The organism is Flavobacterium chilense (assembly GCF_001602525.1).
GTDB classification, from domain to species: domain Bacteria; phylum Bacteroidota; class Bacteroidia; order Flavobacteriales; family Flavobacteriaceae; genus Flavobacterium; species Flavobacterium chilense.
The window spans coordinates 82,929-107,781 of record NZ_LSYT01000007.1 but is presented as its reverse complement, the minus strand read 5'-3'; the positions used below and the strand labels follow the sequence as shown (position 1 = coordinate 107,781).

Below are 24,853 nucleotides of genomic sequence, written 5' to 3'. Positions count from 1 at the left end.
TACTTATTATTTAGTTGCTTTTTTCTTGTTAGCAACAGTTTTTCTTTTACCTTTTCTTGTTCTAGAGTTGTTTTTAGTTCTTTGTCCTCTTAACGGAAGACCAGATCTATGACGGATACCTCTGTAACAACCAATATCCATTAAACGTTTGATGTTCAAAGAAACTTCAGAACGTAATTCTCCTTCAATTTTGTAAAATGAAACTGCATCACGAATTGCTCCGATCTCGTCATCATTCCAATCTTGAACTTTTTTATCTTGGCTAACTTGAGCTTTCTCTAAAATCTCAATAGCTCTACTTCTTCCTAATCCAAAGATATAGGTTAGTGCTATAACACCTCTTTTATTTTTTGGGATATCTACCCCTGCTATTCTTGCCATAATTATCCTTGTCTTTGTTTAAATCTAGGATTCTTTTTGTTTATTACGTACAATCTCCCTTTTCTACGCACGATAATGCACTCGGCACTTCTCTTTTTTACTGATGCTCTAACTTTCATAGTGAATATCCTTTAATATCGATAAGTAATTCTTGCTTTTGACAAATCGTAAGGACTCATTTCCAGTTTCACTTTATCACCAGGTAATAACTTGATGTAATGCATACGCATTTTACCAGAAATATGAGCAATTACAATATGTCCATTTTCTAACTCTACACGGAACATCGCATTTGACAATGCTTCAATGATTGATCCGTCTTGTTCTATTGCTGATTGTTTTGCCATAAATATATTAAGCTACCGCTTTTCTATTTTTACCAGTCTTCATTAAACCATCATAATGTTTGTTTAACAAGTATGAATTGATTTGTTGAATAGTATCTATTGCAACTCCAACCATAATTATTAATGAGGTACCTCCAAAAAACATTGCCCAAGATTGTTGTACATCCATAATACTTACAACAATGGCTGGGAACACAGCAATCAAAGCAAGGAATAAAGATCCTGGGAAAGTTATTAAAGACATCACTTTATCTAAGAAATCTGAAGTTTCAGCTCCCGGACGAACGCCAGGAATAAAACCACCGCTTCTTTTTAAATCATCGGCCATTTTGTTAGTAGGCACAGTGATCGCAGTATAGAAAAATGTAAATACAATAATTAAAGTTGCAAATACAAAGTTATACCAAAATCCGAACATATTACTAAACGCTCCAACGATAGATTGTGATGTATCTGATTTAGACAATCCAGCTACAGCTGCAGGGATAAACATAATTGCCTGAGCAAAAATGATTGGCATAACTCCTGAAGCATTAAGCTTAAGAGGAATCCATTGTCTATTACCACCTGCTAAATCTTGCTCATAGTCTCCGGTTGTTGTACGACGAGCGTATTGAACCGGGATTCTACGTACTGCCATTGTAAGCAATACACAAGAAATGATTACCAATAACCACACAATAATTTCAATAACTAATAACATTGGACCACCATTGTTATTGGTAACTCTAGAAGAGAACTCCTGCATAAATGCCTGAGGTAATCTTGCTAAAATACCAACCATAATCAATAATGAAATTCCATTTCCAATACCTTTATCTGTAATTTTTTCTCCAAGCCACATAGCAAAAATTGTACCTGTAACTAAGATAATAACAGACGAGAACAAAAATTCAGGAGAATTAAAGCCTAGTAAGAATGCACTACCAGGCAATGTTCTGTATAAATTATAGATATAAGTTGGACCTTGAACCAGTGTAATAGCTATAGTCAACCAACGAGTGATTTGATTAATCTTTTTTCTACCACTCTCTCCATCGTTTTGAAGTTTTTGCAAATAAGGAATAGCAATTCCCATTAACTGAACAACAATAGATGCAGAAATATAAGGCATAATACCTAAAGCAAAAACTGAAGCTTTAGAGAAAGCACCCCCTGTAAACATGTCCAGAATAGATCCCAGACCATTTTTAGTTTGTCCCGCTAAACCTGTTAATTGAGTTGCGTCAATTCCAGGTAGCGTTACGTGTGCACCAAAACGATATACTAAAAGTAATCCTAATGTAATTAGGATTCTGTTTTTCAGTTCTTCGATTTTCCAAACATTACTTATTGATTCAATAAATTTCTTCATCTTAGTAGATAAGTTATATAGTTACAGCTTCTCCACCAGCAGCTTCAATAGCAGCTTTTGCAGTAGCAGTAAATTTGTGGGCAGTTACTTTTAATTTTGCTTTCAACTCTCCTCTACCTAAAATCTTAACGATTTCATTTTTGGTAGCCAGACGATTTGCTACGAAATCTGTCATAGAAACAGAATCAGTAATCACACCATTGTCTACTAATAATTGAAGCGTATCTAAATTAACACCTTCGTATTCTTTACGATTGATGTTTGTGAAACCAAACTTAGGCACACGTCTTTGAAGTGGCATTTGCCCTCCTTCAAAACCAATCTTTTTAGAATAACCAGAACGAGACTTTGCTCCTTTGTGACCTCTTGCAGAAGTACCACCTTTTCCAGAACCTTCTCCTCTACCTAATCTTTTATTTTGATTGTGCGTTGACCCTTCAGCTGGTTGTAAGTTACTTAAATTCATAACAGTATTTGTTATTTAGCTTCTTCAACAGAAACTAAGTGTTTAACTTTGTTTATCATCCCAAGGATTGCAGGATTTGAATCATGCTCTACAACTTGTCCCATTTTACGTAGACCTAAAGCTTCCAAACCTCTTTTTTGAGAAAGAGGGCAGTTGATTTTGCTTCTTACTTGTTTTACTAATAATTTAGCCATAATTTCCTTGAATTAACCTTTAAAAACTTTTTCTAAAGAAACACCTCTTTGTTTTGCAACAGTGTGAGCGCTTCTCATTTGTAATAAAGCATCAAAAGTTGCTTTCACTACGTTATGAGGATTTGATGATCCTTGAGATTTTGACAATACATCGTGAATACCCACTGATTCAAGAACTGAACGAACAGCTCCACCAGCAATAACTCCTGTACCATGAGAAGCAGGAATTAAGAATACACGTGCACCACCAAATTTACCTTTTTGTTCGTGAGGAACTGATTGACCATTCAAAGGAATTTTTACTAAATTTTTCTTAGCATCTTCTACTGCTTTCGCAATTGCTTCAGAAACGTCTTTAGATTTTCCTAATCCGTGACCAACTACTCCATTTTCATCACCTACAACTACAATAGCAGAAAAACCGAAAGCTCTACCTCCTTTTGTAACTTTAGTAACACGATTAACACTTACCAGACGATCTTTAAGTTCAAGACCACTTGGTTTTACCAATTCTACATTTTTGTATTTAGACATAATATATTAGAATTTAAGTCCAGCCGCTCTTGCGCCTTCTGCTAATGATTTAATACGACCGTGATATAAATATCCACCTCTGTCAAAAGTGATGGTTTCGATCCCAGCTTTTAACGCTTTCTCTGCAACTAATTTTCCAACAGCAGCAGCGATTTCAACGTTAGTACCTTTTCCTATTTCTTTTTCTCTTGAAGATGCAGCTAATATAGTAACTCCATTTACATCATCAATAAGTTGAGCGTAAATTTCTTTATTACTTCTAAATACAGATAGTCTTGGGTTAGCAGCAGTACCACTAATCGATTTTCTAATTCTGAATCTAATTCTCTGTCTTCTATCAGATTTTGTTAATGACATAATCTTATTTTTTAAGCTGATTTACCTGCTTTTCTTCTTAATACTTCACCCACAAATTTAACACCTTTTCCTTTGTATGGCTCTGGCTTACGGAAACCTCTGATTTTCGCAGCAACCTGACCTAAAAGTTGTTTATCAAATGATGTTAATTTTACGATAGGGTTCTTACCTTTTTCAGATATTGTTTCTAAAGCTACTTCCGGAGCAATTTCTAAAACAATATTGTGAGAATATCCAAGAGCTAAATCTAATTTTTGACCTTGGTTTGAAGCTCTGTAACCAACTCCAACTAATTCTAGTTCTTTAGTAAAACCTTCAGATACTCCAATAATCATATTATTGATTAATGATCTGTATAATCCGTGTTTTGCTCTTTGGTCTTTATGATCAGACGATCTTTCTACAGATACTTGATCGCCTTCAACTTTTACAGTTACGTCCGAAAACTCCTGAGTTAATTGACCTTTTTTTCCTTTTACTGTAATAATACCGTCTTTAACTTCTACAGTTACACCAGCAGGGATTACAATTGGGCTTTTACCTATTCTTGACATCTTATTTAGTCTTTAAAATTAGTATACGTAACAAATTACTTCACCACCTACATTTAATTGTTTCGCTTGTTTTCCAGTCATAAGACCTTTTGAAGTTGAAACAATTGCAATTCCTAATCCGTTAAGGATTCTTGGTAATTTGGCAGCACCTGCATATTTACGTAAACCAGGTTTACTAATTCTTTGGATATCTTTAATTACAGGCTCTTTAGTATCTTTATCATACTTTAAAGCAATTTTGATTGAACCCTGAACGGTGTTCGTTTCAAATTTGTAACTCAAGATATAACCTTGATCAAATAAGATCTTAGTTATTTCTTTTTTAAGATTAGAAGCTGGAATTTCTACAACTTTGTGGTTTGCAGCCACAGCGTTACGAACTCTAGTCAAATAATCTGCAATAGGATCTGTATACATATGTATTTGATTGCGATTATGGTTTTCGGGAGACACCCGTCTCCCGAACCTTTAATCAATTAAAATTATTTTTTGGTTTGCAAAAGTAATAACTTATTGCGAGATTACCAAGATGCCTTTTTTACTCCAGGAATTAATCCATTATTAGCCATCTCACGGAAAGTTACACGTGAAATACCAAATTGACGAATATAACCTCTTGGTCTACCTGTTAATTTACAACGGTTGTGTAAACGAACTGGCGAAGCATTTTTAGGTAATTTTTGTAAGCCTTCATAATCTCCAGCTTCTAATAAAGCTTTTCTTTTTTCAGCGTACTTAGCTACCGTTTTCTCTCTTTTCACCTCACGGGCTTTCATTGATTCTTTAGCCATGTCTTAATTCTTTTTAAAAGGTAATCCTAATTCAGCCAATAATGACTTTGCTTCCTTGTCTGTTTTTGCAGTAGTAACAAATGTAATATCCATTCCTGAGATTTTGTTTACTTTGTCAATATCAATTTCAGGGAAAATGATTTGCTCCAAAACTCCAAGATTGTAGTTACCTCTTCCGTCAAAACCAGTAGCTTTAATACCACTAAAATCTCTAACGCGTGGTAAAGCAGAAGTAATAAGTCTATCTAAAAACTCATACATTCTCTCACCACGTAAAGTAACTTTTGCTCCAATAGGCATCCCTTTTCTCAATTTGAATGACGCTACGTCTTTCTTTGAAATTGTAGATACTGCTTTTTGTCCAGTGATCTTTGTTAACTCATCAACTGCATAATCAATAAGTTTTTTATCAGATACAGCTGCACCAACTCCACGGCTCAAAACGATTTTTTCAAGTTTAGGAACTTGCATTACGTTTGTATATCCGAACTCTTCTTTAAGAGCAGAGATTACTCTACTCTTATATTCTTCTTTTAGTCTAGGTGTATATGCCATTACTATAGTACTTGATTAGATTTTTTTGAAAATCTTACTTTCTTATCTCCTTCTACTCTAATACCTACTCTAGTTGTTTCCTTAGTTTTAGGATCAATTAGTGCAATGTTAGAAATTTGAATAGAAGCTTCTTTCTTAACGATACCACCTTGAGGGTTTTTAGCACTTGGTTTTGTATGTTTTGAAACCAGGTTAACACCTTCAACTATCGCTTTATTTTTCTCACGGTAAACACGTAGAACCTTACCTTCAGCACCTTTATGGTCACCTGCAATAACTCTTACGATATCTCCTGATTTTATTTTTAGCTTTATCATCTTAAAACGAATTAAAGCACTTCTGGTGCTAATGATACAATTTTCATGAATTGTTTTTCACGAAGTTCTCTTGCTACCGGACCAAAAACACGAGTCCCTCTCATTTCACCTGCAGCGTTCAAAAGAACACATGCATTGTCATCGAAACGGATATAAGAACCATCAGCTCTTCTCACTTCTTTTTTGGTACGTACAACAACTGCAGTTGAAACAGCTCCTTTTTTCACGTTACCGTTTGGAGTTGCATCTTTAATAGATACTACAATCTTGTCACCAACAGAGGCATACCTTCTTTTGGTACCTCCTAAAACACGGATAGTTAAAACTTCTTTTGCTCCCGTGTTATCTGCTACTTTTAGTCTTGATTCCTGTTGTACCATAATTATTTAGCTCTTTCTAAGATTTCAACTAATCTCCAACATTTTGTTTTACTTAAAGGACGCGTTTCGCTAATTCTTACAGTATCTCCAATGTTACAGTCGTTTGTTTCGTCGTGTGCAACATATTTCTTAGTTTTCAACACGAACTTACCGTATAATGGGTGTTTTACTTTTCTTACTTCAGCAATAACAATAGACTTATCCATTTTATTTGAAGTAACAACACCTATTCTTTCTTTTCTTAAATTTCTTTTTTCTTCCATCTTTCAGCAGAATACAATTATTGTAACTCTCTTTTAGTTAACTCTGTAGCCAATCTTGCAACTGTTCTTCTAACGCTTCTAATTTGAAGTGGGTTAGCAATTGGAGAAATAGCGTGAGCCATTTTTAGGTCAGCATATACTTTCTTAGTTTGACTAAGCTTTTCTTGCAACTCCGCTGCAGAAAGATCTTTTATTTCTGATTGTTTCATAATAAATATAAATTATGCTTCGAAATCTCTAGCAACGACGAATTTAGTTTTTACTGGAAGTTTCTGAGCTGCAAGACGTAAAGCCTCTTTTGCAACTGATAACGGAACTCCTCCAACTTCAAACATAATTCTTCCTGGTTTAACAACAGCAGCCCAATACTCAACTGCTCCTTTACCTTTACCCATACGTACTTCAAGAGGTTTCTTAGTGATAGGTTTGTCTGGAAATATTTTAATCCATAATTGTCCCTCTCTCTTCATGTAACGAGTTGCAGCGATACGCGCAGCTTCGATTTGACGAGAAGTTAAGAACATTCCATCTTCATGTACAGATTTAATACCAAACATTCCATTAGAAAGTTCATGCCCTCTTTGAGAGTTACCTTTCATCTTACCTTTTTGTACCTTACGGTATTTTGTTCTTTTAGGCTGTAACATTTTTCTTTAGTTTAAAAATTTACTTTCTTTTACGAGCGTCTGGTTTACCACCTTTATTAAAAGGTTTTCTATCTCCTCTTGGAGAATCTCCACCTTTACCACCACCAGTTCCAGATTGTTTTTTATCCATTCCTGCAAGTGGAGAAAGATCTCTCTTTCCGTAAACCTCACCTTTCATGATCCATACTTTGATACCCATTCTACCGTAAGTAGTGTGAGCTTCAGCCAAAGCATAGTCAATATCAGCTCTGAAAGTTGATAGAGGAATTCTACCTTCTTTGAAACCTTCTGAACGCGCCATCTCAGCACCATTCAAACGACCAGAAATCAAAACCTTGATACCTTCAGCGTTCATACGCATAGAAGCAGCAATAGCCATTTTGATTGCACGTCTGTAAGAAATACGGCTTTCGATTTGACGAGCGATGCTTGTCGCCACAAGATAAGCATCTAACTCAGGTCTTTTGATTTCAAAGATGTTGATTTGAACCTCTTTGTCAGTAACTTTCTTAAGTTCTTCTTTTAACTTGTCTACCTCTTGTCCACCTTTTCCGATAATGATACCAGGTCTAGCAGTAGTGATAGTAACGGTTACAAGCTTCAAAGTTCTCTCGATGATTACTTTTGATACACTAGCTTTTGATAAACGAGCATGGATATACTTTCTGATTTTGTGATCTTCGGCTAATTTATCACCGTAATCATTTCCACCATACCAGTTTGAGTCCCATCCTCTGATGATACCAAGTCTATTTCCAATTGGATTTGTCTTTTGTCCCATGCTGCTTAAGAATTGCTTTGTGTGTTATTGATAGCTCCAAGCACGATTGTTACGTGATTAGAACGTTTTCTGATTCTGTGTGCACGACCTTGTGGAGCTGGACGAAGTCTTTTTAACATCATTCCACCATCTACTCTGATCTCTTTAACAAATAATCCAGCTTCTTCTAAATTACCTTCACTATTTTTTTGCTCCCAGTTGTTGATTGCAGATAATAATAGTTTTTCTAATTTTCTTGAAGCTTCTTTAGAACTGAATCTTAAAATGTTAAGTGCTCTTTCTACCTTCTGACCTCTTACCAAGTCCGCTACTAAGCGCATTTTTCTAGGTGAAGTAGGGCAGTTATTCAATTTTGCGAAAGCAATAGACTTATTAGCCTCTTTTCTCGCATCTGCTGTTTCTCTTTTACGAACTCCCATTGCTTCTTATTTTTTACCTTTATTTTTTGCTCCAGCATGACCTCTAAAAGATCTAGTTGGTGAAAACTCTCCTAATTTGTGACCTACCATGTTTTCTGTTACGTAAACTGGTACAAATTGACGACCGTTATGAACTGCGATAGTTTGTCCAACGAAATCTGGAGTAATCATTGAAGCTCTAGACCAAGTCTTAACAACTGCATTTTTACCACTTTCTACGTTTTCCTGAACTTTCTTGTCTAATTTATAATGAACGAAAGGTCCTTTTTTTAATGAACGTGCCATATCTTATTATTTCTTTCTACGTTCTACGATATACTTGTTACTCGGGTTTTTCTTAGAACGAGTTCTGTAACCTTTAGCTGGCAATCCGTTTCTTGAACGTGGGTGCCCTCCAGAAGAACGTCCTTCACCACCTCCCATAGGGTGATCAACTGGGTTCATCGCTACTGGTCTAGTTCTAGGTCTTCTTCCTAACCATCTTGTTCTACCTGCTTTTCCAGATACAACTAATTGGTGATCAGAATTAGAAACAGCTCCAATTGTAGCCGAACAAGTTAACAAGATCAATCTTGTCTCACCAGATGGCATTTTAATTGTTGCATATTTCCCGTCTCTTGCCATTAACTGAGCAAAAGTTCCAGCTGAACGAGCAATAACTGCTCCTTGTCCTGGACGTAACTCAATACAAGATATAACAGTTCCAAGAGGAATTCTGCTTAAAGGTAATGTATTACCAATTTCAGGTTGAGATTCTGGACCAGAAACTAATTTCTGACCAACTTTCAATCCGTTTTGAGCAATTACATAAGTTTTCTCTCCATCAGCATAAGCTAATAAAGCGATAAATGCAGTACGATTTGGATCGTATTCGATTGATTTCACTGTAGCCGGAATTCCGTCTTTAGTTCTTTTGAAATCAATAATACGATATCTCTGCTTGTGACCACCACCCGTATAACGCATGGTCATCTTTCCTTGACTATTTCTACCTCCAGAGTTTTTTATCGGCGCTATCAAAGAGCGTTCCGGCTTATCAGTTGTAATGGCGTCATAACCATTCACAACTCTAAATCGCTGACCTGGGGTAATAGGTTTTAATTTTCTTACTGACATTTTTCTATCTTAGATATTGTTGTAAAAATCAATTGTTTCTCCTTCTTGTACTTGAACAATTGCTTTTTTGATTGCATTTGTCTTTCCACTGATTAAACCACTTTTAGTGTATTTAGTAGATCTATCTGGTCTCACATTCATTGTGTTAACTGAAACGATAGTTACTCCATAAGCAGCTTCAACAGCTTTCTTAATCTGAACTTTGTTTGCTTTTTTGTCAACAACGAATCCGAAGCGGTTTAGAACTTCACTTTCTTTGGTTACTTTTTCTGTTACTATAGGTCTAATTATGATACTCATACTCCTATTTATTTACTTAAATTTTCTTCGATTAACTCCAAAGAACCTTCTAAAAGCACTAAATTGTTAGTGTTTAAAATAGCGTAAGTGCTTAATTCTGAGCTAGTTACGACATTAGAAGCCTTCAAATTGCGTGACGACAAATATACATTTTTATTTGACTCTCCCAACACAAATAGAGATTTTTTATTTTCTAACCCTAAAGCTTTCAAAACGTTAATGAAATTTTTAGTGTTTGGCGCTTCAAAATTAAAGTCTTCAAGAACGATAATATTCGACTCTTTTGCTTTGATCGAGAAAGCTGATTTTCTTGCCAATCTTTTCAATCCTTTATTCAATTTAAATGAATAACTTCTTGGTCTTGGTCCGAAAATTGTTCCACCACCTTTAAACAATGGATTCTTAATACTTCCCGCACGAGCTGTACCAGTTCCTTTTTGTTTTTTAATCTTACGTGTACTTCCGGTTACTTCAGCCCTTTCTTTAGCTTTATGAGTACCTTGTCTTTGATTAGCAAGATATTGCCTAACATCAAGATATACAGCGTGATTGTTTGGTTCAATTGCGAATACTGAATCAGAAAGTTGAACTTTTCTACCAGTATCTTTTCCGTTGAAATCTAATACTTTTACTTCCATTACTTCTGAATGATTACATAAGAGTTTTTGTGCCCAGGAATACACCCTTTAACAACAAGCAGGTTCTTTTCAGCAACTACTTTTAAAACTCTAAGGTTTTGAACTTTTACATTATCTCCTCCCATTCTTCCAGCCATACGCATTCCTTTGAATACTCTAGATGGATAAGAAGAAGCTCCCACAGAACCTGGCGCTCTTAAACGGTTATGTTGACCATGAGTAGCTTGTCCAACCCCACCAAAACCGTGACGCTTAACAACACCCTGAAAACCTTTACCTTTAGACACACCTTGTACATCTACAAATTCTCCTTCTTCAAAAATAGAAACATCAATAAGATCTCCTAATTTTTGTTCAGTTGCAAAATCTTGGAATTCAACGACTTTTTTCTTAGCAACAGTTCCAGCTTTTTTAAAGTGACCTAAAGCCGCTTTAGTAGAATGTTTCTCGTTTTTGTCATCGAAACCAAGTTGCAACGCTTCGTACCCGTCAACACCTTTGGTTCTGACTTGGGTAACAACACACGGCCCAGCTTCGATTACTGTACAAGGAATATTTTTCCCGTTTTCGTCGAAAATACTAGTCATGCCGATTTTTTTACCAATTAACCCAGACATAAATATTAATTATTGATTACTAAAATTCCCTTCAATTTGAAAATAACAGAAATTTTCAAACAGGGAGTGCAAAAGTAGATATTAAAATTGAATATACCAAACAGTTACAAAAATTAAATCGCTCATAATCAAAATCCAAGCTCCAAAATGACACCAAAAACAACTTTACATATCTCAAAATTTGAAATATTTTTTTTAATCTTTAGACAATTCAGACTTAACAATTACTTAATAAAATTCAAACAAAAAACTTTCGCACCGCCTTAAAACATAGGGCTTTGCACAAATTTAAAAGACCCTAAAAATCATGAAACATTTAAAAAATAAGCAAATCCAAATCGCCCTTCTAAAACAAAAAAAAGCGAGACATTTCTGTCTCGCTTTTTATATAAAAAAATATAAAAAAATTATACTTTTATCTCTACTTCTACTCCACTTGGCAATTCAAGCTTCATTAAAGCATCAATAGTTTTAGATGAAGATGAATAAATATCAATCAATCTCTTGTATGACATTACTTCAAATTGCTCTCTCGCTTTTTTGTTAACGTGCGGAGAACGTAATACAGTGAAAAGTTTTTTGTGAGTTGGCAACGGAATTGGACCTGTTACAACTGCCCCAGTAGTTTTTACTGTTTTTACGATCTTTTCAGCAGATTTATCTACCAACATGTGATCGTAAGATTTTAGTTTTATTCTGATTTTTTGACTCATTTTCTTAAGAATTAAGCGTTACCTTTTGCTTTTTTAATTACCGCTTCTGAAATATTAGAAGGCGTCTCTGCATAGTGAGAAAACTCCATTGTTGAAGTTGCTCTACCAGAAGACAATGTTCTTAATGTTGTTACATAACCAAACATTTCTGATAAAGGCACATCAGCCTTGATAGTTTTAGCTCCATTTCTGTCACCCATATCATTAACCTGACCTCTACGACGGTTCAAGTCACCTACGATATCACCCATATTTTCTTCTGGAGTAATAACTTCGATTTTCATGATTGGCTCAAGAATAACAGCTCCAGCAGCACGTCCAGATTCTTTATAACCCATTCTTGCAGCCAACTCAAAAGATAATGCATCAGAATCCACAGGGTGGAAAGATCCATCAGTTAAAGTTACTTTTAAACTATCCACAGCATATCCTGCTAATGGACCCGTTTTCATAGCTTCTCTAAATCCTTTTTCAACAGCAGGGATATATTCTTTAGGAACGTTACCACCTTTTACAGCATTGATAAATTGTAATCCAACCGGAACTTTACCATCAACTTCATCAGCAGGCTCAATTGTAAATACGATATCACCGAATTTACCACGACCTCCAGATTGTTTCTTGTAAGTCTCTCTATGTGTTGCAGATCTTGTAAACGCTTCTTTATACTCAACTTGAGGCTCACCTTGGTTCACTTCAACTTTAAACTCACGTTTCATACGATCTACTAAGATATCTAAGTGAAGCTCACCCATACCTGAAATAATAGTTTGACCAGAAGCCTCATCAGTTCTAACTGTAAATGTTGGATCTTCTTCAGCTAATTTAGCTAAAGCCATACCCATTTTATCAACGTCAGCTTTTGTTTTCGGCTCAATAGCAATACCAATTACAGGATCTGGGAATTTCATAGATTCCAAGATAATTGGATTCTTTTCATCACAAAGAGTATCTCCTGTTTTAATATCTTTAAATCCAACAGCAGCACCAATATCTCCAGCCTCAATAAATTCGATTGGATTTTGCTTATTAGCGTGCATTTGGTAAATACGAGAAATTCTTTCTTTGTTACCAGAACGAGTATTTAAAACATAAGAACCAGCATCTAAACGCCCAGAGTAAGCACGGAAGAAAGCTAAACGACCTACGAATGGGTCAGTAGCAATTTTAAATGCTAAAGCAGCGAATGGCTCCTTAACATCTGGCTTACGCAAGATTTTAGTTTGATCTTCTTCTAATAAATCAGCATCATCAGGGTGAATTCCTTCGATACCTTCTTTATCCAATGGAGATGGTAAATACTTACAAACTGCATCCAACATAAATTGAACACCTTTGTTTTTGAAAGATGAACCAGCAAGCATTGGGATAATTGCCATATCAATAGTAGCAGCTCTTAATGCATTGTTGATTTCTTCCTCTGTAATAGAGTTTTCATCTTCCATGTATTTATCCAAAAGATTCTCGTCGTAAGTAGCAATCTCTTCGATAAGAATAGAACGATATTGTCTAACTTCATCTACCATATCAGCAGGAATATCAACGATATCAAAAGTAGCTCCTTGAGTTTCATCATGCCATACAATAGCTTGATTTTTAACTAAGTCAACAATACCTTTAAAATCTGCTTCATCACCAATAGGCAAAGTAATTGCAACCGCATTCGATTTCAACATATCTTTAACCTGTCCGCATACTCCTAAAAAGTTAGCACCTTGACGGTCCATTTTATTAACGAATCCCATACGAGGAACTCTATATTGATCAGCAAGTCTCCAGTTAGTTTCTGACTGTGGCTCAACACCATCAACAGCACTAAATAAGAAAACCAAACCATCAAGTACACGTAAAGAACGGTTTACCTCTACAGTAAAGTCAACGTGCCCAGGAGTATCAATAATATTAAAGTGGTACGGTAACGATGTTGGAATAGCTTTACCTTGTTCAGTTGGAAAATTCCAAGTACAAGTTGTAGCAGCAGAAGTAATTGTAATACCTCTTTCCTGCTCTTGAGCCATCCAGTCCATTGTTGCAGCACCATCGTGCACCTCACCAATTTTATGTGACTTTCCAGTATAAAAAAGAATACGCTCAGTCGTTGTTGTTTTACCAGCATCAATGTGAGCAGCAATTCCGATATTTCTTGTATATTTTAAATCTCTAGCCATTTCTTACGAATTAAAATCTAAAATGAGAGAATGCTTTGTTAGCTTCTGCCATTTTGTGAGTATCCATTCTTTTCTTAACCGCAGCACCTTCTTCTTTAGCAGCAGCTAAACATTCTGACGCTAAACGTTGTGCCATAGATTTTTCATTTCTTCTTCTTGAATAAAGTATTAACCACTTCATTGCCATAGAAATTTTTCTGTCTGGACGAATTTGCATTGGGATTTGAAATGTAGCTCCACCAACTCTACGGCTACGTACTTCTACGTGAGGCATAACGTTTGTTAAAGCATCTTTCCAGATCTCTAATGAAGTTTTCTCATCATTTTGCTTTTTAGATTCAATGATATCAATTGCATCATAAAATACTTTAAAAGCTGTAGATTTCTTACCATCCCACATTAAGTTATTCACAAAACGCGTTACTAATTGGTCGTTAAACCTTGGATCTGGTAAAAGTGGTCTTTTCTTTGCCGCTCTTTTTCTCATGTCTTTTTCTTAAAAGTTTTTAAATTACTTTTTTGCTTCTTTTGGGCGTTTAGCACCGTATTTAGATCTTCTTTGCGTTCTTCCTGCAACACCTGACGTGTCAAGCGCTCCACGAACGATATGATATCTAACACCTGGTAAATCTTTTACCCTTCCGCCTCTAACTAATACTATCGAGTGCTCTTGTAAATTGTGTCCTTCTCCAGGGATGTAAGCATTCACTTCATTACCATTTGTCAAACGCACACGCGCAACTTTACGCATTGCAGAGTTTGGTTTTTTTGGTGTAGTAGTGTAAACACGCGTACAAACCCCTCTTCTTTGAGGACAAGAATCTAAAGCAACCGATTTACTCTTCTTAGTTATCTGAGTTCTTCCTGTTCTTACTAATTGTTGAATTGTTGGCATAATTAATACTAAAAATTAATATGATATTAAATTCCCGCTTTTTACGGGGTTGCAAATGTATAAAATATTTTTCACTATACAAACGTTAATTCATTAATTTTCAACAACATTATTTAAGCTTATGTTTTTACATATAAACAATTGATATTTGCAATACTTTTAATAAATGAAACAATTACCATTGAAAGCTTTTTTACATCTCTTCTTTTTTTGCATAAGCCTTTCCTGTTATGCGCAAAATTTTCATTTAAAAATAAATGGATCAAATCAATCTGAAAGCCAAATTATTGATTCCCTGAATTATTCAAACAATCACTCCAACATAAAATCATTATTTGATGAAGTAAAAAGCACTTCAGAAAAATTATCAAAAAGAGGCTATCTGGATAACAAAATATACGAAACTCAAAAAATAAATGACAGCACTTTTATTTCAACAATAGAATTAAAAAGCAAAATAAAAAGCATTCATATATATATAGGAACAAATTCAGACTTTTTTTTTCCTTCAAAAGTTAAAAACGATACCATAGTTATTCCATATCAAGAAATAGAAGTTTTTTTAAATCAAAAAATAGCAGACGCAGAAAAAGCAGGTTTCGCTCTAAGCAAGTTAAAACTTGAAAATATCCATCGAAAGAATCTAATAATTTATGCAGATCTAAATCTGAAATCTGAAAAAAAACGCACTATTAATTCCATTGTCCTGAATCAAACAAATGATCAGAAAAAAGATTTTTTCCCAAAAGGCCACCTAAAACAACTAAACAAAAAATACCTAAAAAAGACTTTTAATCAAGAAGTTATAAAACAATTATATAATGATATAAATTCTTTTGAATTTGTAACTCAAACAAAATATCCGGAGATATTATTCACAAACGATTCTACAAAAATATACACCTATATTGAAAAAAGAAAAGCAAATACTTTTGACGGATATATTGGTTTTTCTAATAGCGAAAACAAAAAAACAACACTTAACGGATACCTTGACATCTCTCTTTTAAATACTTTGCATGCTGGTGAACAATTCTCATTGTATTGGAAAAGCGATGGAAACCAACAAAAAACTTTTAATACCAGAATCGAAATTCCATACATTTTCCAATCTTCTTTAGGAGTTAAAGCCCAATTAAACATATTCAAACAAGACAGCACTTTTCAAAATACTAAAACATCAATAGATTTAGGATATTATCTAAACTATAATTCTAAAATATACCTAGGATATCAATCAACAGAATCTAGCGATATACAAAACACCAATAATTCAACTATTAGCGATTACAAAAACTCATATATTACATCTAATATTGAATACAAAATATTAGATCCTATTAACAATCTTTTCCCAAAGAAAACTTATCTCAATTTAATTATTGGCTACGGAAAAAGAAACACTAATAATAATCCCAACACTGCTGAGTCAAGCAAACAGATATATATGAATTTAAATTTTTCATACAATTTTGAATTGAACAAAAAGAACTTCATCTACATCAACTCACAAAATCTATATTTAAAAAGTAAAAATTACATTTCGAATGAATTATTTCGTTTTGGCGGATTAAATTCAATTAGAGGCTTTACTGAAAATAGTTTGCAAGGAAACAATATTAACATTCTTATGACAGAATACAGATATTTAACTACTAAAAATTTATACCTCCATAGCATAATAGATTATGGATTTTATCAAGATCAGACATCTTTAGAAAATAATAGAAAATTCAACAACTTAATTTCTGCAGGCGTAGGACTCGGACTACTAACAAACAATGGGCTTCTGCGAATAATTATCGCAAATGGCAGCATAAATAAATCCGAAATAAAATTTTATAACAGTATTCTAAATATCTGTTATAATGTTAAATTTTAACTTAAATCTAAAATTCATTAACATAAGATTAGGTTTGTTAACAAATTATTATGAATATTGTAGGACTAATTCAAAATAATTGAGAAAATGAAACCAAAGTTCAATGGATTTTTAGTACTATTACTAGTACTATTCGCGCAATTAACCTATGCGCAAGAAAGAGCTGTCTCGGGAACTGTTACCGATGATGCAGGTATGCCACTACCAGGTGTAAGTGTATTAATTAAAGGAACAAAAACCGGAACACAAACTGATTTTGATGGTAAGTATTCTATCAAAGCAACAACAAGTCAAATTCTGGTATTTAGTTATATCGGAATGAAGTCGCAAGAGATTGCAGCAAGCTCTTCACAGATTAACACTAAGTTATCCGGAGATGCTCAACAATTAGAAGGTGTTGTAGTTACAACAGCCATGGGGATTAAAAGAGAGAAAAAATCTCTGGGGTATGCCTCCCAACAAATTTCAGGCAAAGATGTTAATGGCGGAGCTGGTAGCACTAACGTTGCCAACCTTTTATCCGGTAAAGCAGCAGGTGTAGAAGTTCAAAGAAATAACAACTTTGGAGGATCAACAAATGTTGTAATAAGAGGAAACAAATCTCTTACTGGAAACAACCAGGCACTTTGGGTAATTGATGGTGTACCAATTGACAACTCAAACTCAAATGCAACTTCTCAACAAGTTGGTGGCGGAGGTTACGATTATGGTAACAATGCTTCTGATATCAATCAGGAAGATATCGAAAGCATCAATATCCTTAAAGGAGCCGCTGCAACAGCTCTTTACGGGTCGCGTGCAGCAAACGGAGTAGTAATGGTAACCACTAAAAAAGGAAAATCAAATGATAATAAAATAGGATTTTCTTTCTCAAGTGGTTTCACAAACGGAAGCGTAGACAGATCAACCTTTCCTAAATACCAAGATAGATATGGTTCAGGATATGGCTTTGGATCATCATTTTTAGGAACAGGAACTCCTGACACAGTAGACACTTCAAATGACGCATCAGACGGGGATGCATTCGATAACCGATTGGTTTACCAATGGGATGCTTTCACACCATACTCTCCTAATTATGGAAAAGCTACTCCATGGGCAGCTGCTAAAAATGGTCCGATCACTTTCTTCAAAGATTCACAAACCTTCGTTAATAGCATATCTCTTGAAAAATCGACAGAAAGATCTAGCCTTTCCATGACATATGTAAATACGAACCAAACTGGCATTCTACCAAATAGTGAATTAAAAAAGAATCAGTTAAGTGCCAGATTCAGTCAAAAAGTTACTGATAAATTAACTGCTAATGCTTATGCTGCTGTAACATTACAAAGCACAGTAGGAAGAAACTCTACTGGTTATAATGACAACATTATGGGCAACTTTAGACAATGGTGGGAAACAAATACAGATGTTCAGGCTCAAAAAGATGTTTACTTTGCTTCAGGCGGACAAAACATAACATGGAACTGGGCAGATCCGACATCTCCAGAAGGCTTAGTGCCAGCATACTGGGACAACCCATATTTCACTCGTTATCAAAATTATTCATCTGATGACAGAACACGTTTATTTAGCTACGCCTCTCTTAATTATGACATAGCACCTTGGTTAAGCGTATTAGGAAGAGTCTCTTTAGACACCTACAAACAACTTCAGGAAGAAAGAAGAGCAATAGGTTCTATTGCTTCAGGTTTTGGACTTTCACCAGTTGATGAATCTTCAGGTTACCAAAGAAACGACATTAATTTCCAGGAGATCAACTATGATGTAATGTTAAACTTCAATAAAAAAATTGGAGAAGACATTAGCATAAACGGAGTAATTGGAACTAACATCAGAAGAAACGACAGAGACAATGTCCTATCTTCCACTGTTGGAGGTTTAGTAGTACCTGGAATATATGCTTTATCTAACTCTCGTCTTGACCTTCCATTTCCAAAAGAAGCTAAGATTTCTTCAGGTGTAAATGGTATCTATGCTCAGGGTTCTGTTGGATACTTAGATACTTACTTTATAGATGCATCCGTAAGAAGAGACGTATCATCTACATTACCTGACGATAACAACACATATGTCTACCCTGCAGTTTCCGGATCATTTTTGTTTTCAAATGTTGTAAAAGCAAATTGGTTAAATTTAGGAAAGTTCAGAGTTAACTATGCAGAAGTTGGAAATGATGCTGATGCATTACAACTCAACAACACATATACAAGAGTTTCTAACTTTCAGGGACAACCTCTTTATACCAATTCATTATTACTTCCATTCCGAAGCATTAATAAAAACCCAGGTCTTAAGCCTGAAAGAACAAAATCATTCGAAGTTGGTTTAGAAACAAGTCTATTAGACAGACGTTTAGGATTTGACATCACTTATTACAAAACAAACTCAGTTGATCAAATCGTTGCAGCCGCCGTTTCTTCAGGATCAGGTTATACTAACGGACTTGTTAATGGCGGAAATATAGAAAACAGAGGATTCGAAATTCAACTAAACGGAACCCCAATCAGAACAAAAGATTTTAGCTGGGAAATTATTGTAAACTGGTCAAATAACAGAAGTAAAGTTATCTCTTTACCTAATGGATTAGACAACCTTCAACTAGGAGCTTTCCAAGGAGGTGTTACTGTAAATGCAGCACCTGGAGAAGCTTATGGAGCATTAAAAGGCACTGACTATGTTTACACAAACGGACAACCGACTATCGATCAGGCTACTGGAAAATACATGATCACTACATCTTCAAGTAATACAATTGGAAACATAACTCCAGATTGGATTGGTGGTGTTAGAAATAAATTTACTTATAAAAATTTAACTTTTGGTTTCTTAATTGATACTCAAAAAGGCGGAGATATTTTCTCACTAGACATGTATTACGGCTTAGCATCAGGGCTTTATAAAGAAACTGCTGTAGGTGACATTAGAGAAAATGGTGTTTTAAATCCAGGTGTTGCACCTAATGGCACTCCAAATACAGTAAAAACAAAAGGAGGCTCTATTGCGAACAGCATGGGATATCAAGCTGCCCCAAACAAAGCATTTATTTATGATGCATCATTTGTAAAATTAAGAGAAGTATCTATTACTTATAACTTCCCTAAAAGAATGTTCGAAAATACATTTTTAAACTCAGCATCCGCAAGTCTTGTAGGATCTAATTTATGGATAATCAGTAAAAATCTACCTTACGCAGATCCAGAAAGTGGACTATCTTCAGGAAATAGCTCAAGAGGTTATTCAGTAGGATCTCTTCCAACAACAAGAGATATTGGATTTAACTTAACATTCAAATTTTAATACAGAAAAAAATGAAAAATTTAATATATGCTTTAGGAATCATGTTTCTCACAGTATCATGTGACGATAGCAGCCTAACAGACCTAAATGTAGATGTAAAAAATCCTTCTGTAGTACCCGCAAGCACTTTATTTACAAATGCAGAAAAAGGACTTACAGAACAACTTGTAAATACCAATGTAAACAGAAACATTTTTAGATTGGTAAACCAACAATGGACAGAAACCACTTATCTGGATGAATCAACTTACAACTGGGTTACCCGTAAAATCTCAGACAATCACTGGGACAGACTTTATGCCGGAGCTTTAGCAGATTTATCGCAAGCAAAAGGCTTTTTAGAGAAAGACGTAATCCCATCTGGAGATCCGGAATTCGCTCAAAAAACCATTACTAAAAAAAATCAATTGATTCAAATTGACATTCTAATGGTTTATACTTACCAAATATTAGTAGATACATTTGGAGATGTACCTTATACTGAATCTTTAAAAGGATCTGGAAACTACCTTCCTAAATATGACAAGGCATTAGACATATATAAGGATTTGATTGTTCGCCTTAATAAAGATATTGCAGACATAGACACATCACATCCGGGATTTGGAGATGCTGAAGTAATTTACAAAGACGATTTAAATGCCTGGATTAAATTTGCTAATAGCATTAAACTAAGACTAGGTGTAAATCTAAAAGCATCAGGTTCAGAATCTACACTTGCCGATGCAACTATTGTATCAGCTGCTGCAGGTGCATTCACTTCAAATGCTGACAATGCTAAATTACCTTATATGGCAAACCTTCCAAATACAAATCCACTTTATGTAGATATGGTATTCTCCGGAAGAAATGATTTTGTTGTAGCAAAACCTTTTGTTGATGCATTAGTTACATTAAATGATCCAAGAAAAACACCTTATTTCAGACCAACTTACAAGGATACAGACCCTGTTACTGGTGACCTGATAACCATTACAGGTTACAGAGGAGGTATTGTTGGTTCGAAAAATAGCCAATCGAGATACACTCACGTAAGTGACAAAATTAAAGCACCTGATTTTAGCGGAACATTATTAGATTATGCAGAAGTTCAGTTTTTATTAGCAGAAGCTGTTGGAAGAGGCGTAGCAGTAGGTGGTACCATAGAGTCACATTACACAGCTGCAATCAAAGCCTCTATGGAAGATTGGGGAGTAAGCTCTACAGATGCAGACACTTATTTAGCTCAACCTAAAGTTGCTTATGCTACAGCAACAGGAACATGGCAGCAAAAAGTTGGTGAACAAGCATGGTATGCATTGTTTAACCGAGGTTTTGAAGGATGGACATCAACAAGAAGATTAAACTTTCCAGTACTTACACCACCTGCAAACGCAGATGCAGCAGCCGGAGGACAAGTTCCATCAAGAATGGCATATCCTATTAGAGAACAAACATTAAATGCAACAAATTACAATGCCGCTTCAACTTCAATAGGAGGCGATAAATTAAGCACAAAAATATTCTGGGACAAATAAAAAGTTCCTAACAATAACTTAACATTAAACCACCCTAAAAATAGGGTGGTTTTTTTGTTAAAAAATTTATAAAATAAAAAAACATAGCAGTCCTTTCTTAAAATTTAACATTTTATACGTTCTTAATAAATTTAATTATTATCATATTTCTTTTAAAAAATTACGAATTTACAACTTATCTAACTTTTTTAACTATAAAAAAATAATATCCAATAACAAAATCATAATTTAACTAAAAAAAAAGCCTCTTACATTAGGTAGATTAACAAATTATTAAGATTTTTGTCAAACTAATTCAAAATATTTAAAAATGAAACTAAAGTTCAATGGATTCTTAGTGCTTTTATTAGTACTAGTTGCGCAACTTACTTTCGCGCAAGAAAGAGCTGTTTCTGGAACAGTTTCTGATAATACAGGAATGCCTTTGCCGGGCGTGAGTGTATTAGTTAAAGGAACTAAAACAGGAACGCAAACAGACTTTGATGGTAAATTCTCTATCAAAGCATCATCAAGCCAAATTTTGGTATTTAGCTACATTGGGATGAAATCTCAGGAAGTAGCTGCAAGTTCAACTTCTCTTAATGTAAAATTAAAAGATGATTCAGTAGAACTTGAAGGTGTAGTAGTAACTGCATTAGGTATCAAAAAAGACGAGAAAAAACTTGGATATGCCGTATCTAAAGTAACTTCAGATGAAATCACAAAATCTGGTGAGCAAAATCTTGTTCAGGCCTTAGCAGGAAAAGCTGCTGGTGTACAAGTAATTGGTTCTGGTGGCACTCCAGGTGCTTCTAGTAAAATTATCATTAGAGGAGCTAATACAATTACAGGTACAACAGATCCTTTAATTGTTGTTGATGGTGTACCTATTGATAATACTACTGATCAAACTGCAGCAGGGGATAACCCTTTTAATGCTAACTTATCAGGTATCAATAACTCCAACAGAGCATTAGATATTAACCCTAATGATGTAGAAAGTGTAACTATACTAAAAGGACCTGCTGCAGCTGCCCTATATGGAGCAAGAGCTGGTAACGGTGTAATTATATATACTACCAAAAAAGGTAAAAACGGAAAAGGCTTAGGAATTGATTATACTACTTCATTAGGAATTGATAAAGTAAGTCAATTACCTGCAAAACAAAGAATATATGCTCAAGGATTAAACAACGTATTTAACCCTTCTGCACCTCAAAGCTGGGGGCCTACTGCAGCATCATTAGGACTACCAACTTACAATAATGAAAAAAACTTCTTCCAAGAAGGTATAACACTAACAAATAACCTTTCTATTAGCGGAGGAGATGATAAAGCAACTTTTAGAGCTTCTTATGGTAATGTGACTCAAACAGGTATGATCCCTGAAACAGGACTAAAGAGAAACACTCTTAGATTCGTAGGAGACTTAAGACTTAGCGAAAAATGGAAAGCAGGAGGTAGCTTACAGTACACACACACAACAAATACTCTAGCCCAAAACGGTAGTAACGTAGCAGGTGTAATGTTGAGTTTATTACGTTCTCCTACTAATTATGACTTAAGAAATTACATAACACCAGTTGGAGATAATAAAAATTATGTTTCTTCTTATGACAATCCTTATTTTACTGTAAATGAAAACCCTGCTACTAGTGACGTTAATCGTGCTTTAGGAAACATGTATTTAACATATAATGCTGCTACATGGTTAAATTTAACTGCAAAAGGGGGTATAGATGCTTATTCAGATGCTCGTAAACAAATTTTCGCTATATCATCAAATGGAGATGGCTTAGGCGGAATTGGTGAAGTTGCTTTTAACAGTATCACAAACAAAGATTATTATGGCGACTTTATTGCTTCTGGTTTGTTACCATTAGGAACTGATTGGTTAAAAGTAAATTACACAGCAGGTCTTAACTTACGTTCTACTCAATACTTAAGTGTATATTCTAGAGGTAAAGATTTAGCAGTTAGAGGTGTGTATAACTTAGGAAACGCTACTGAATTATATGCATCAAATTATGAAGAAAATACAATGTCAAGAGCTGTTTTTGGACAATTAGAGTTCGACATTAAAGATCAGATCTTTTTAGCTGGAACTGTTCGTAAAGAATGGTCATCTACCTATGGTAACAATGTAAGAAGCGCCATATTCCCTTCAGGAACTGCGTCTTGGATTTTATCAAATACATTTGATTGGGCTAGTTTTGCAAAATTAAGCTACGGTTATGGAGAAGTAGGTATTGCACCTGCAGCTTACAGAACAATAAGTACTTTTGCTCAACCATTTATGACTGACGGATTTACTGACGGATTAAGCTTCCCATATAATGGAGTAAACGGAATGTCTCCATCTGGAACATTAGGAAATCAAAATTTAAAACCAGAAAGAGTATTAGGACATGACCTTGGGCTAAGTACTAAATTTTTGGAAAATCGTTTAGCAATAGACCTTAACCTTTACTACAAAACATCTAAAGACCTATTAATCAATGTACCGCTTCCTCAATCATCTGGTTTTGGTATTGATTACAGAAATGCTGCAGAATTAGTTAATAAAGGTATCGAATTAGAAGTTGGGTATGACATTTTCAAAAAAAGCAATCCATTTCAATGGAATATTAACTTAAACTGGGCTAAAAACGAGAATAAAGTAACCGACATTTCTGGTGGTTTAGATGCAATTTCTATAGAAAGTGCTTTTGCTTCAATCGGATATTTTGCTGTAAAAGGACAACCATTAGGAAGCTTTTATGGATCAAAATGGGAACGTGATGCAAACGGGCAAAAAATAATCGGTAGTGATGGATTACCAATAATTGCTGAACAAACTGGTAATTTAGGAAACTCTGCTCCAAAATGGACAGGAGGTATCAGAAACACATTCTCTTTCAAAAGAGTTACTTTGTCAGCATTAATAGACATCAGACATGGTGGAGAAGTATATAACGGTACACTAGCTAGATTAGACAACTTCGGTCTTTCTGAAAGATCAGCAGACAGAGAGCACACATACATTATTGATGGTGTAAAAGAAGATGGAACTAAAAATGACATTGCTATACCAGCACAAAAATATTACAGAGAATTCCTTGGTGATAACGGAGGTGCTGCAGAAGAAGCTGTAGAAACTGTAAACTGGGTTAGATTAAGAGATGCCACTATTAGTTATGATTTCAACGTTAAACAATTCCCATTCTTTAGTGCCGCGCAAATATCATTAACAGGAAGAAACTTGTGGTTAAACACAAATTACAAAGGCGTGGACCCTGAAACTAGTTTAACTGGTGCAGGATCGAGAATTAATGGATTAGATTATTTCAACAATCCAGGTAGTAAATCATTCATAATGAGCCTAAGAGTAAGTTTTTAATCTAAA

Annotated in this window: 32 protein-coding genes; 4 read left to right on the top strand and 28 right to left on the bottom strand. The window is 34.8% G+C overall.

Annotation, left to right across the window (positions count from 1 at the left end; all coding sequences use genetic code 11):
- Positions 1-6: 6 nt before the first annotated feature.
- From rpsM to rpsL, 28 genes are all read right to left on the bottom strand, one after another.
- Positions 7-381: a 30S ribosomal protein S13 gene (rpsM, locus tag A4F88_RS16785; protein WP_007803675.1), complete on the bottom strand. Its 375-nt coding sequence runs from the start codon at positions 379-381 to the stop codon at positions 7-9.
- Between the two features lie 2 nt (positions 382-383).
- Entirely contained in the window at positions 384-500 is a 117-nt protein-coding gene (gene ykgO / locus A4F88_RS25210) for a type B 50S ribosomal protein L36 (protein WP_002987490.1), read from the bottom strand.
- 12 nt (positions 501-512) lie between these two features.
- A complete protein-coding gene (infA, locus tag A4F88_RS16780; protein WP_007136545.1) occupies positions 513-728 on the bottom strand; it encodes a translation initiation factor IF-1 in 216 nt (71 codons plus the stop codon).
- A 7-nt stretch (positions 729-735) separates the two neighbouring features.
- The gene (gene secY / locus A4F88_RS16775) at positions 736-2,082 is read right to left on the bottom strand and encodes a preprotein translocase subunit SecY (RefSeq protein ID WP_068843790.1); all 1,347 of its coding nucleotides are present in this window, start codon (positions 2,080-2,082) and stop codon (positions 736-738) included.
- Between the two features lie 13 nt (positions 2,083-2,095).
- Positions 2,096-2,548, bottom strand: a complete 453-nt coding sequence (gene rplO / locus A4F88_RS16770) for a 50S ribosomal protein L15 (protein WP_017495009.1) — start codon at positions 2,546-2,548, stop codon at positions 2,096-2,098.
- A gap of 11 nt (positions 2,549-2,559) precedes the next feature.
- Positions 2,560-2,742: a 50S ribosomal protein L30 gene (rpmD, locus tag A4F88_RS16765; RefSeq protein WP_017495010.1), complete on the bottom strand. Its 183-nt coding sequence runs from the start codon at positions 2,740-2,742 to the stop codon at positions 2,560-2,562.
- 12 nt (positions 2,743-2,754) lie between these two features.
- Positions 2,755-3,279 (bottom strand): 30S ribosomal protein S5, encoded by a 525-nt coding sequence (gene rpsE / locus A4F88_RS16760; protein ID WP_085950926.1) that lies wholly within the window; start codon positions 3,277-3,279, stop codon positions 2,755-2,757.
- A gap of 3 nt (positions 3,280-3,282) precedes the next feature.
- The gene (gene rplR, locus A4F88_RS16755; protein WP_068843789.1) at positions 3,283-3,633 is read right to left on the bottom strand and encodes a 50S ribosomal protein L18; all 351 of its coding nucleotides are present in this window, start codon (positions 3,631-3,633) and stop codon (positions 3,283-3,285) included.
- A gap of 11 nt (positions 3,634-3,644) precedes the next feature.
- Positions 3,645-4,187, bottom strand: coding sequence for a 50S ribosomal protein L6 (gene rplF, locus A4F88_RS16750; RefSeq protein WP_068843788.1), 543 nt, complete (start codon positions 4,185-4,187; stop codon positions 3,645-3,647).
- Between the two features lie 18 nt (positions 4,188-4,205).
- Positions 4,206-4,604, bottom strand: coding sequence for a 30S ribosomal protein S8 (rpsH, locus tag A4F88_RS16745; RefSeq protein ID WP_029272051.1), 399 nt, complete (start codon positions 4,602-4,604; stop codon positions 4,206-4,208).
- A 104-nt stretch (positions 4,605-4,708) separates the two neighbouring features.
- Positions 4,709-4,978 carry a 30S ribosomal protein S14 gene (gene rpsN, locus A4F88_RS16740; protein WP_031456037.1) on the bottom strand — a complete coding sequence of 90 codons (270 nt, stop codon included), beginning with the start codon at positions 4,976-4,978 and terminating at the stop codon, positions 4,709-4,711.
- 3 nt (positions 4,979-4,981) lie between these two features.
- Positions 4,982-5,533: a 50S ribosomal protein L5 gene (gene rplE / locus A4F88_RS16735; protein ID WP_017495015.1), complete on the bottom strand. Its 552-nt coding sequence runs from the start codon at positions 5,531-5,533 to the stop codon at positions 4,982-4,984.
- A gap of 2 nt (positions 5,534-5,535) precedes the next feature.
- Positions 5,536-5,850: a 50S ribosomal protein L24 gene (gene rplX, locus A4F88_RS16730; RefSeq protein WP_008464300.1), complete on the bottom strand. Its 315-nt coding sequence runs from the start codon at positions 5,848-5,850 to the stop codon at positions 5,536-5,538.
- A gap of 11 nt (positions 5,851-5,861) precedes the next feature.
- On the bottom strand, positions 5,862-6,230 hold the full coding sequence (gene rplN / locus A4F88_RS16725; RefSeq protein WP_007803649.1) for a 50S ribosomal protein L14: 369 nt from the start codon (positions 6,228-6,230) through the stop codon (positions 5,862-5,864).
- A gap of 2 nt (positions 6,231-6,232) precedes the next feature.
- Positions 6,233-6,493 (bottom strand): 30S ribosomal protein S17, encoded by a 261-nt coding sequence (rpsQ, locus tag A4F88_RS16720; protein ID WP_007803646.1) that lies wholly within the window; start codon positions 6,491-6,493, stop codon positions 6,233-6,235.
- A 17-nt stretch (positions 6,494-6,510) separates the two neighbouring features.
- Positions 6,511-6,702 (bottom strand): 50S ribosomal protein L29, encoded by a 192-nt coding sequence (gene rpmC, locus A4F88_RS16715; RefSeq protein WP_008464297.1) that lies wholly within the window; start codon positions 6,700-6,702, stop codon positions 6,511-6,513.
- 12 nt (positions 6,703-6,714) lie between these two features.
- Positions 6,715-7,140: a 50S ribosomal protein L16 gene (rplP, locus tag A4F88_RS16710; RefSeq protein ID WP_017495016.1), complete on the bottom strand. Its 426-nt coding sequence runs from the start codon at positions 7,138-7,140 to the stop codon at positions 6,715-6,717.
- Positions 7,141-7,159: 19 nt separating this feature from the next.
- Entirely contained in the window at positions 7,160-7,921 is a 762-nt protein-coding gene (rpsC, locus tag A4F88_RS16705) for a 30S ribosomal protein S3 (protein ID WP_007803635.1), read from the bottom strand.
- A 5-nt stretch (positions 7,922-7,926) separates the two neighbouring features.
- Positions 7,927-8,340 (bottom strand): 50S ribosomal protein L22, encoded by a 414-nt coding sequence (gene rplV / locus A4F88_RS16700; RefSeq protein WP_007803631.1) that lies wholly within the window; start codon positions 8,338-8,340, stop codon positions 7,927-7,929.
- Between the two features lie 6 nt (positions 8,341-8,346).
- Positions 8,347-8,625, bottom strand: coding sequence for a 30S ribosomal protein S19 (gene rpsS, locus A4F88_RS16695; RefSeq protein WP_008464288.1), 279 nt, complete (start codon positions 8,623-8,625; stop codon positions 8,347-8,349).
- Positions 8,626-8,631: 6 nt separating this feature from the next.
- A complete protein-coding gene (rplB, locus tag A4F88_RS16690) occupies positions 8,632-9,456 on the bottom strand; it encodes a 50S ribosomal protein L2 (RefSeq protein ID WP_035650459.1) in 825 nt (274 codons plus the stop codon).
- 9 nt (positions 9,457-9,465) lie between these two features.
- A complete protein-coding gene (gene rplW / locus A4F88_RS16685; RefSeq protein ID WP_012022489.1) occupies positions 9,466-9,756 on the bottom strand; it encodes a 50S ribosomal protein L23 in 291 nt (96 codons plus the stop codon).
- A gap of 8 nt (positions 9,757-9,764) precedes the next feature.
- Positions 9,765-10,394: a 50S ribosomal protein L4 gene (gene rplD, locus A4F88_RS16680; protein ID WP_068843787.1), complete on the bottom strand. Its 630-nt coding sequence runs from the start codon at positions 10,392-10,394 to the stop codon at positions 9,765-9,767.
- Positions 10,394-11,011, bottom strand: a complete 618-nt coding sequence (rplC, locus tag A4F88_RS16675) for a 50S ribosomal protein L3 (protein ID WP_057124294.1) — start codon at positions 11,009-11,011, stop codon at positions 10,394-10,396. Before rplC ends, rplD begins: the two co-directional genes overlap by 1 nt.
- A gap of 407 nt (positions 11,012-11,418) precedes the next feature.
- Complete coding sequence (gene rpsJ, locus A4F88_RS16670) at positions 11,419-11,724, bottom strand: 30S ribosomal protein S10 (protein ID WP_007803605.1); 306 nt, start codon at positions 11,722-11,724, stop codon at positions 11,419-11,421.
- Between the two features lie 11 nt (positions 11,725-11,735).
- Positions 11,736-13,892: an elongation factor G gene (fusA, locus tag A4F88_RS16665; RefSeq protein ID WP_068843786.1), complete on the bottom strand. Its 2,157-nt coding sequence runs from the start codon at positions 13,890-13,892 to the stop codon at positions 11,736-11,738.
- 10 nt (positions 13,893-13,902) lie between these two features.
- Complete coding sequence (gene rpsG / locus A4F88_RS16660; protein WP_017495022.1) at positions 13,903-14,379, bottom strand: 30S ribosomal protein S7; 477 nt, start codon at positions 14,377-14,379, stop codon at positions 13,903-13,905.
- A gap of 24 nt (positions 14,380-14,403) precedes the next feature.
- A complete protein-coding gene (gene rpsL / locus A4F88_RS16655; protein WP_007136570.1) occupies positions 14,404-14,787 on the bottom strand; it encodes a 30S ribosomal protein S12 in 384 nt (127 codons plus the stop codon).
- Positions 14,788-14,953: 166 nt separating this feature from the next.
- Here rpsL and A4F88_RS16650 point away from each other — a divergent pair, with 166 nt between their 5' ends.
- The 4 genes from A4F88_RS16650 to A4F88_RS16635 all read left to right on the top strand — a co-directional run bounded on the left by A4F88_RS16650 (position 14,954) and on the right by A4F88_RS16635 (position 24,847).
- Complete coding sequence (locus A4F88_RS16650; RefSeq protein WP_068843785.1) at positions 14,954-16,669, top strand: BamA/TamA family outer membrane protein; 1,716 nt, start codon at positions 14,954-14,956, stop codon at positions 16,667-16,669.
- Between the two features lie 87 nt (positions 16,670-16,756).
- On the top strand, positions 16,757-19,972 hold the full coding sequence (locus A4F88_RS16645; protein ID WP_068843784.1) for a SusC/RagA family TonB-linked outer membrane protein: 3,216 nt from the start codon (positions 16,757-16,759) through the stop codon (positions 19,970-19,972).
- Between the two features lie 11 nt (positions 19,973-19,983).
- On the top strand, positions 19,984-21,489 hold the full coding sequence (locus A4F88_RS16640; RefSeq protein ID WP_068843783.1) for a SusD/RagB family nutrient-binding outer membrane lipoprotein: 1,506 nt from the start codon (positions 19,984-19,986) through the stop codon (positions 21,487-21,489).
- 310 nt (positions 21,490-21,799) lie between these two features.
- Positions 21,800-24,847 carry a SusC/RagA family TonB-linked outer membrane protein gene (locus A4F88_RS16635; RefSeq protein ID WP_068843782.1) on the top strand — a complete coding sequence of 1,016 codons (3,048 nt, stop codon included), beginning with the start codon at positions 21,800-21,802 and terminating at the stop codon, positions 24,845-24,847.
- Positions 24,848-24,853 lie beyond the last annotated feature (6 nt).